Source organism: Mesorhizobium sp. P3_A9, from assembly GCF_056402975.1.
Genome location: NZ_JBFUGJ010000672.1, coordinates 1 through 1,402 on the forward strand (window position 1 = coordinate 1; position 1,402 = coordinate 1,402).

Below are 1,402 nucleotides of genomic sequence, written 5' to 3' on the forward strand. Positions count from 1 at the left end.
TTCTAGAGCAGTTCACCGTTTCACGGAAACGATGAACTGCTCTAACTCTTTGTTTTCACACAATTCCGGACGGAAAACCGATCGCACTTTTCCTGGAATTGCTCTAGTTGCCGCAATCCTTTATCGCTTTTGCAAAGGCCTCCAGAGACAGCCCATACTCGCGAAGTGCGGACTCGGCACCAATTCTGGCATCTTCCAGATCGGCCGCCTCATCTCTAGCGCTTGCAGGCATCATCGGCACTGCTTCATGGAAAGCTTCACCCTTGACGACTCTGACAGTGGATCGCAGTTGCAGAGCTGCCGCGCCGGCAGAATCGCTTAGGGCATTGCAACCTGTCACGGACATCTCAGCGGCAGCGGGGTTTGAGATCAGCAGGAAAGCCAGAGCAAGGCGTCTCATCGATAGAGCTGCGCCTCGTTGCGAAAAGCTTTGTCGACAAGGGTGTTGTTGGCGAAACCGCCGTCGACGTCTACGATCTCAAGGCTAATGGGCTTTTCGTTTGCTGAACTGTCCTCATCGTCCTTGCTGTTGTCCTGCTTCTGGATTGGCGTGTTGATGAAAACGCTTGCATACCCGTCAGGCTTGATTTGGACGTGGCCGTTTAGCTTCGCTTGGTTGGCGATGCAGTTGACGATTGCCATGTTGAGCAGCCGGCGGTCAGGATCTAGCGTTGGTGTGTCCCCCTTGAAGCAGGCCGTCTCTCCAGATTCCTTTGTCGGCGCCTTCGACTTGTCCTTGTAGGATCCGTTCGAGAGCTCGTATTTGTAGACGTCATATCGGGAAGCTGGAGCGGTTTTGGTGCCTGTCGGGTTGGTGGCGCTCGGGACGTTGGGATAAGTCCCTCCGTGGTTGATCTGCCAATAGTTCGTCCAAAAGCCTTGAGAACCGATCGCGTCGGACATGCCTTTCGCGTCGACATAGTTGGTTCCTGGCGGCAGGGGCAGCGCTGTGTTGTCAGTGACCGGGTCATACTTGCTGCAGCCGTTTTTCTGACCCTTTCGGACATTCATCGCAGGGCGATAATTGAAGTCCTTATTGTACTTGTTCAGCGAGCCGCTATAGAGATCGAACCGGACATTGAGGCCGGTATTGACTTGGCCAAGCGTGACGCCCGTCTTCGTCGTGAGAGCATCGCGGTTGTAGCAGGTGCCGGAGTTTCCGATGGCGATAGCATCGCGCAGCGAGCTCAGATTGTTGTCGATCAGTCCGAAATTGCCTGGGCCGGGGTTGGAATCGACCTTGAGGACGCGGAACTCACGGGCGTAGGTGTCTCCCGAGGCAAAGGACTGCTGGATCGTCTTGCTGGTCAGCGGGTCAGTCGTCTCGAACGGGTTGCACATGAATAGCGGGACGGTTTCGCATATCGACTGAACGAAACCGGCCACCGCCTGGGGCCGGATG

Annotated in this window: 1 protein-coding gene and 1 pseudogene; both read right to left on the reverse strand. The window is 55.6% G+C overall.

Translation table 11 applies throughout. From position 1 onward, the window contains the following. Positions 1-103: 103 nt before the first annotated feature. The gene (locus tag AC1DX0_RS35870; RefSeq protein ID WP_477222326.1) at positions 104-400 is read right to left on the reverse strand and encodes a hypothetical protein; all 297 of its coding nucleotides are present in this window, start codon (positions 398-400) and stop codon (positions 104-106) included. Beyond that, positions 397-1,402: pseudogene (locus AC1DX0_RS35875) on the reverse strand (hypothetical protein); the annotation flags it as partial. The pseudogene AC1DX0_RS35875 and the gene AC1DX0_RS35870, both read right to left, overlap by 4 nt.

What these genes read in the sequence shown, in the direction of transcription:
- AC1DX0_RS35870 (WP_477222326.1), bottom strand. Translation starts at nt 400, where the DNA reads ATGAGACGCCTTGCTCTGGCTTTCCTGCTGATCTCAAACCCCGCTGCC.